The following is a 6,806-nucleotide window of genomic DNA, read 5'->3' on the forward strand; positions in this document are numbered from 1 at the left end:
GATGGTGCGAGTTTATATTGCGTTAGGTTCTAACTTAAATAATCCTCTGAATCAGCTTGAACAAGCGGTTGAATCTTTGCAGGATTTTGCAAAAGATTTGCGAGTCAGTCCATTTTACGGTTCTAAGCCGCATGGGCCACAGGATCAACCTGATTATGTCAATGCAGTGGCGACGTTCACAACAGAACTCTCCGCAGAGGCTTTATTAGACAAGTTACAAAGCCTTGAGCAGCAACAAGGGCGTGTACGCTTACGTCGTTGGGGCGAGCGGACTTTGGATTTGGATATTTTGCTATATGGCAACCAAGAAATTCAAACAGAACGTTTAACGGTGCCACATATTGAAATGAAAAACCGAGAGTTTGTAATTGTGCCACTTTATGATTTAGCGCCAGATTTGGTCTTACCTAATGGCGAGAAATTAGCGGATATTTATCCGCTATTTCAAGATCATCAAATGGTCTGTTTTAAACGTAAATAAACGAACAAAAGGCGCTTTTAAAGCGCCTTTTGTGTTGTTAAGCATCTGTTTTTAAGTCTTTTCTAAACGAAACCATTAACTGGTCAATTTTGAAATTCTCGGTGTCGATAATTTCAAATTTATATTGATCGTAAAGAACAAAATCCGTTTTCTTCGGAATTTTACGTAGCATATACATCATAAAACCACCGATAGTTTCGTAGTTTTCATCATTTGGGAAACTTGGAATTTCCAATGCACGCATGACATCTTCGAGCGGCGTTGCGCCATCAATTAACCAAGAATCCTCATCGCGTCGAACAATTTGCTCTTCTTCGGTTGAAACTAATTCGCCCATGACAATGCTCATTACATCGTTAAGAGTAATAATGCCGACCACTAGGGCATATTCATTGACGATGACGGCAAAATCTTCACCTGCAGATTTAAATAGCTCCAATACTTCATAAAGCGAAAGCGTATCTGGAATAAAGAGCGATTTGCGGAGCAGTCGGCTATCCGTTAAAGAAACATTTTCATGTTTCAAATATTGGGTAAGCAAATCATGCGACTCTACATAACCTAAGATTTTATCTAGCCCGTTATCACAGATTAGTAGCTTAGAATGTGAGTTCTCGCTGATAGTTTGTAATACTTGGGCTTTATTGTCGGTTCTATCCAAAAAGACAATGTTTTCACGAGTGGTCATGGTTGAAGTTACTCGTCTTTCTTGCATTTCAAACACATTTTCAATCAGATAGTGTTCTTGCGCTTTCAGTACTCCCGCTTTTGCTCCTGCATCCATCACTGCAACAATATCTTCAGAAGTCATATTGTCTTGGCGGATAGTTGAAACGCCAAAGAGTTTGAAAAGCGAGTTCGCAATCCAGTCAAAAAAGAGCACCAATGGCTTAAAGATGACAATACAAAATGACATGATACCGATTGTACGCACGGCGACTTTTTCTGGGTAAGTCATTGCAATGCGCTTTGGCATTAAATCTGCAAGAAGAATAAAAGATGAGGTCACAATTAAAAAGGCAATCCAAGAGGCTGCAGATTCTACCCATTGAGCTTGCGTATATTGTGAAAGAAATTGGCTAAAATAAGGCGTAACGGCACTTTCGCCAACCACCCCACCAAAAACGGCAACCATGTTTAATCCAATTTGGACGACAGTAATAAAACGCCCTGGCTGTTCTTGCAGTTTCATCACCTTTTCAGCGCGTTTATCGCCTTCGTTTACCATGGATTGCAGTTTCAGTTTTCGTGCGCCTGCAAGTGAAATTTCAGATGCCGAGACAATCGCACTGATCAGAATTAATAAAAAAATAATTAAAGCGGCTTCAAATAAGCTCATAATATCCTCAATTTATTTAGGTTGAGAGATTGCCATAATAGCAGATTCGTCAATATTTGCCCAAAAATGACCGCTTGTAGGCCATGCACGAATTAAAAAATCTTCGCCTTGATAGACAAAAGCCAGCTGATAAGCATGTAAATAAACTCGATCAGCGCTACTGCCGGCATAACGCGTATCGCCTAAAATCGGGCTGCTAAGGCTTTTCATCGCAACTCGCAGTTGATGTGTTTTTCCCGTTTTAGGTTGTAAAATGAATAATCGCAGATTCGGTGCAAGCGAAAGGCTATGAAATTGCGTAATGGCGGGGTGATTTTTCGTTGGACAGAGTTTCCAACTTCCGCCACGGGATTTTTCCATATCACCGATAATTTTCCCCTGTTTTTTCTTCGGTTTTTTATCACTTAATGCCAAATAGGTTTTTTCAACTTTATGTTCATGAAAAAGATGATAAAAATTTACTGCGGCAGTTTGATTACGTGCAAAAATCAGTAAGCCCGAAGTTACTTTATCTAGCCTGTGAACCAACCATAATTTTTCTACGCCAAGCTGTTTTGCTAATTTTTCGGATAATCCGACCGCTTGTTCATCTTTATGCACGCTAATACCAGCCGGTTTGTTAATCACCACAAAATCGGGGTGTTCAAAGCAAATCGTCAAATTTTCTGTCATTTTTTGCTATACTGAGTCAAATTTTGATTATTCTAACAAGGAAAGCGAATGGCACTAAATATTTATTTAATTCGTCACGGAAAAACCGTGTGGAATATAGAAGGCAGATTGCAAGGCTCGGGGGATTCTCCATTAGTTGAAGAAGGTATTTTAGGAGCGAAGAAAACGGGACAAGCATTAAAAGACGTTAAATTCAGCGCCGCTTATTCCAGTATGCAAAAGCGTGCCCAAGATACCGCCAATTACATTTTAGCGGAAAACAATTTGGCAAATATTCCACATTTTCATCATGCTGGTTTAAATGAATTTGATTTCGGCAGTTGGGAAGGTATGAAATCAGTCGATTTATTCGATCATGATGAATATTGGATAATGAAACGTACGCCAAAAGACTATCAGGCGCTGAGTAATGGTGGCGAAACTTATGAGAAAGTTTATCAGCGCGCTTTAGCGGCTTTTAAAGAAATTGCAGAAAAACATCAGCAAGATGAAAATGTCCTGATTGTTTCTCACGGAATGACATTGACGGTGCTAACAGCCGTGCTTAAAGGTTTACCATGGCATGAAGCGCGTAATGAAGATTTGCATAGTTTTGTGATAAATACCGCAATCAATATTGTTGAGGTTGACGGAGAAAAAAACACTTTGAAAGTCTTCAACCAAGTTGATCATCTAGATAAATAAACGAAAGCGGCTTAATCGCCGCTTTCATTATTTTCAAACCAACTTTCTAAAATCAAACAAGCCGAGATAGAATCAACCTTGTCTTTTTTTAGCGCTTTATATCCCCCTCGTGAAAAGATTTCTGAGCGGGCTTCAACAGTTGTCAGGCGTTCATCTTGAAAAGCAACGGGTAGATTAAATCTGCCTTGCAGGCGGTTACCAAATTTTCTGGCTCGTTGCGTTAAGGGCTGTTCAGTTCCATCCATATTCAGTGGTAAGCCAACCACTAATAAATCCGGTTGCCATTCTGCAATCACTTTTTCAATTTGTGCCCAATTTGGAATACCATCTTGTGCTTTAAAGGCTGGAAGTCCTTGTGCCGTGCCGGTAATACTTTGCCCGACTGCACAGCCAATGCTGTATGTTCCGAAATCAAAGGCTAATAGAGTTTTTGTCATATTTATGCTCTTGCAGAAGGGGCGAGAACGCCAGAAATGCCAAGTAATTCATTTGCTTCATTCCAACGATCTAAATAGCCAGTTTCAAATAAAATACGGTGGCTTGCTTCTGAAACAAGCCAGAAATTTTGCCCAATTTCTTGTTCAAGCTGCGCGCTTTGCCAGGTTGCACAACCTAAGCAAACAATAAAATGTTTAGGCGAAAGTGGCGTGCCAAAGCTATCTAAGATATCGCCTGAAGTGGTTAACATAATCTCATCAGTAACCTTATAACTATGCAAGAAATTCATTGCAGTTTTGGTATGAATAATAAAACCGCGGTCTTGATTCATCGGGCCACCGCTTAATACCATTTGATCTTTAGTGTATTCCCGCTGATTTGCCATTTGGAAATCCATTCGGGTAAGCAATTCCAGAACAGAAAGATCAGTAGGAGTGTTAATGACTACACCCATTGCGCCATTTTGATTATGTTCGCAAATATAGACAACGGTTCGGTCGAAATAGTCATCATCCATTTCTGGCGTAGCAATTAAAAATTTGCCTTGTAAGTTTTCTAACATTAAATCCGGTTTCCTATACGGTTAAATATCGCCAAAGCAGACCTGTAATGCGGTAATGGCAGCCAGTGAAGCGGTTTCTGTGCGTAGAACTCGTTTACCTAGCAGCACTTCCGTAAACCCTTCTTTTTCCGTCATTTGGATTTCTTCAGCAGATAATCCTCCTTCTGAACCAATAAGTAAACGTACCCCTTCAGGTGGAATATGCGGTAACTGACGAATAGTATATTTTGCCCGAGGGTGCAGATTTAACTTAAGCATATTATCTTGCTCTTTGCACCAATCGGTCAGTTTCATCATTGGGCGAATTTCTGGAATTTCGTTACGTCCACATTGTTCGCAAGCGGCAATCGCAATTTTTTGCCATTGTTGTAGCTTTTTATCTTGGCGCTCATCGTTAAGTTTTACCCCACAACGTTCTGACCAAAGAGGGGTAATGGTTTTTACCCCTAGTTCTACAGATTTTTGGATAGTAAATTCCATCCGATCACCCCGCGAAATCACTTGCCCTAAATGAATCGCAAGAGGCGATTCGCGATCATCTAATTCGCTTGATTCAATTTTTGCAATAATTTGTTTTTTTTCGACCGCTTGTAGGTATGCGTGGAAAATATGGTTTGAGCCATCAAATAGGATAATTTGCTCTCCCTCTTTCATTCGTAACACACGTCCAACATGGTTAACAGCATCTTCACTTAACAGACAGCTATCCAGCTCTGCAAGTGGACTTGGATGGTAAATTCTTGGAATTCTCATGGTTTCTTATATCCTCATTTTAGCCATCATTGTAATGTAATTTGGCGCTGAAATAAATTTTTCACAGGGATTTGGTGTGAAAGTGAGTCTGAAAAAACAAGCGGTCGGATTTTCTTTCTTTTTTGCAAAAAGTATGGAAAATTCGACCGCTTGTTAAAAAAGCTTTTGCTTATTTATATTGATGAATTGCGTTAGCAATTTCGTTGTCGTTGTAGATAGATTTTACGACATCTTGATAAGCTTGCGATAAGACTGATTTAATATCGTCATTATCAGTAGTCAGCGCAGCGCCTTCGTAACCACGGGTCGCATTGAAGTTTTTATTAAAGTGACCTTTTGCGCCTTTAACCGCTACTTCAACATTCACTTCGGCATTAACTTTATAAAGGATGTTGCCTTGTTCTACTGTTGCGTAGAATTTGCGTACATTCACAATCACATTTGCATTTGCACCACTTTGAACAATTTGGAAGCCTTTCGCGTTTAAGTCTTGCTGTACAGCCTGTTGGAACATCGCGCCCACTTCAGGTACGGCGGTTAAGCGGGTAATTTCACCACCTTTGGTATAGCTTGCCACTTCGCGTGAAGGACGTAAGTCTTGCGTCATGACGCTAATTGAAGCCGATTGATTTTGTGTATTAAAGGTTGCGGTTGGGCTTGGTGTGCTGAAATTAAGCACATTAGATTGGCTTTGGCAGCCGGTTAATAACGCCCCGGTGAATAAACCAGCAAGTAATAGTGCTTTTTTATTGAATTGCATCATAAAAGATCCTTTTAGTTTCAATGATTTTGAAAAAGTATAGTATGATTTGGACTGAAATACTACCGTTTCACAGGAGAAAAAATGTTAGTTGCAGAAAGTATTCAACACAAATTGACCACAAATTTTGCGCCAAGTTTTCTAAATATTGAAAACGATAGCCATTTACATAGTTCTGGTCGGGGCAGTCAATCTCATTTTAAAGTAACGATGGTGAGTGATGTCTTTGAAGGCAAACGTAATGTTGCGCGTCATCAGGCTGTTTATGCATGCTTACAATCTGAATTAGATGGCGGTGTGCATGCCTTAGCTTTGCATTTATATACCCCAGCAGAATGGCAAGAAAGAGGCGAAATCATTCCAAATTCAATGAATTGTTTAGGGATTGGAAAGTAGTCTGATTTATTTTAACGGCTAAAATAAAAGTTGATTCTGAGGGTAAATAGGGGTATATTACGCCCCGTCTTTTATTGATTCGGTGAGATGTCCGAGTGGTTGAAGGAGCACGCCTGGAAAGCGTGTATATGCGAAAGTGTATCGGGGGTTCGAATCCCCCTCTCACCGCCATTTAATAGAAGGTACTGTTTTCATAGATATTTCCTTGGTTAAGTTAAAGTAGAAATACTTTTTACATACTATATAGTTACCCTAAACATTTTGTTTAGGTTTTTTTTTATCTTAAATTTGATAAAAAACAAATGGCATAAAAAAGCGTTGTGCAAAAGTTGCTTGTAATAAGTTTTAGTATTAAAGTGGGCGTATTGTTCATTTAAGGAGAAAACGCATGAAAAATGATAAACCAATTGAGTGTGTCGGTTGTAATACTTTTGATGTCGGCACTATTTTAGATAATAGCGATTGTGATGCGGTAGTAGAGAAAATTTTTGCTACCCAACAAGAAGCTGAAGAAGGATTGGCATTTTTAACGCAAAAAGCGCGTGATACGGAAAGTGAACCCTGCCAGATTTCACATCAATACGAAGCCGTAGAGGGTGGGGTAAAATTAAGAGCTAAATTTACCTTTAGTTGCCAAGCTGAAGTGGTTATTTTCCAATTAAATACGCGAGCGTTTTAATTTGAATAAAATAAAAAAATCGAGGCAGTTTAAACTGCCTCG

Annotated in this window: 10 protein-coding genes and 1 tRNA gene; 5 read left to right on the forward strand and 6 right to left on the reverse strand. The window is 39.5% G+C overall.

Going from position 1 to position 6,806, the window contains the following annotated elements; all coding sequences use genetic code 11:
- Position 1: 1 nt before the first annotated feature.
- A complete protein-coding gene (folK, locus tag HSP_RS0107725; RefSeq protein WP_007525529.1) occupies positions 2-481 on the forward strand; it encodes a 2-amino-4-hydroxy-6-hydroxymethyldihydropteridine diphosphokinase in 480 nt (159 codons plus the stop codon).
- A 37-nt stretch (positions 482-518) separates the two neighbouring features.
- On the opposite strand, the gene paeA is transcribed toward folK, so the two are convergent.
- On the reverse strand, positions 519-1,820 hold the full coding sequence (paeA, locus tag HSP_RS0107730; protein WP_007525527.1) for a polyamine export protein PaeA: 1,302 nt from the start codon (positions 1,818-1,820) through the stop codon (positions 519-521).
- A 12-nt stretch (positions 1,821-1,832) separates the two neighbouring features.
- Positions 1,833-2,492: a TIGR01621 family pseudouridine synthase gene (locus tag HSP_RS0107735; RefSeq protein WP_007524498.1), complete on the reverse strand. Its 660-nt coding sequence runs from the start codon at positions 2,490-2,492 to the stop codon at positions 1,833-1,835.
- A gap of 48 nt (positions 2,493-2,540) precedes the next feature.
- Here HSP_RS0107735 and HSP_RS0107740 point away from each other — a divergent pair, with 48 nt between their 5' ends.
- Positions 2,541-3,176, forward strand: coding sequence for a histidine phosphatase family protein (locus HSP_RS0107740; protein WP_007524859.1), 636 nt, complete (start codon positions 2,541-2,543; stop codon positions 3,174-3,176).
- 11 nt (positions 3,177-3,187) lie between these two features.
- Here the strand turns inward: HSP_RS0107740 and ruvX are convergent, their stop codons facing one another.
- From ruvX to HSP_RS0107760, 4 genes are all read right to left on the reverse strand, one after another.
- Complete coding sequence (gene ruvX, locus HSP_RS0107745; protein ID WP_007524059.1) at positions 3,188-3,613, reverse strand: Holliday junction resolvase RuvX; 426 nt, start codon at positions 3,611-3,613, stop codon at positions 3,188-3,190.
- Positions 3,614-3,615: 2 nt separating this feature from the next.
- On the reverse strand, positions 3,616-4,176 hold the full coding sequence (locus tag HSP_RS0107750; RefSeq protein ID WP_007524731.1) for a YqgE/AlgH family protein: 561 nt from the start codon (positions 4,174-4,176) through the stop codon (positions 3,616-3,618).
- A gap of 21 nt (positions 4,177-4,197) precedes the next feature.
- Positions 4,198-4,929 carry a 16S rRNA (uracil(1498)-N(3))-methyltransferase gene (gene rsmE, locus HSP_RS0107755; RefSeq protein ID WP_007524366.1) on the reverse strand — a complete coding sequence of 244 codons (732 nt, stop codon included), beginning with the start codon at positions 4,927-4,929 and terminating at the stop codon, positions 4,198-4,200.
- Between the two features lie 169 nt (positions 4,930-5,098).
- Positions 5,099-5,689, reverse strand: coding sequence for a YajG family lipoprotein (locus HSP_RS0107760; protein WP_007525275.1), 591 nt, complete (start codon positions 5,687-5,689; stop codon positions 5,099-5,101).
- Between the two features lie 84 nt (positions 5,690-5,773).
- Here HSP_RS0107760 and HSP_RS0107765 point away from each other — a divergent pair, with 84 nt between their 5' ends.
- From HSP_RS0107765 to HSP_RS0107775, 3 genes are all read left to right on the forward strand, one after another.
- On the forward strand, positions 5,774-6,085 hold the full coding sequence (locus HSP_RS0107765) for a BolA family protein (RefSeq protein WP_007525253.1): 312 nt from the start codon (positions 5,774-5,776) through the stop codon (positions 6,083-6,085).
- Between the two features lie 81 nt (positions 6,086-6,166).
- A tRNA-Ser gene (locus HSP_RS0107770) sits at positions 6,167-6,256 on the forward strand.
- 217 nt (positions 6,257-6,473) lie between these two features.
- The gene (locus HSP_RS0107775; protein ID WP_007525120.1) at positions 6,474-6,764 is read left to right on the forward strand and encodes a YfcZ/YiiS family protein; all 291 of its coding nucleotides are present in this window, start codon (positions 6,474-6,476) and stop codon (positions 6,762-6,764) included.
- The last annotated feature ends 42 nt before the right edge of the window (positions 6,765-6,806 follow it).

Origin of the sequence: Haemophilus sputorum CCUG 13788 (assembly GCF_000238795.1) — a bacterium.
Taxonomy (GTDB): domain Bacteria; phylum Pseudomonadota; class Gammaproteobacteria; order Enterobacterales; family Pasteurellaceae; genus Haemophilus_A; species Haemophilus_A sputorum.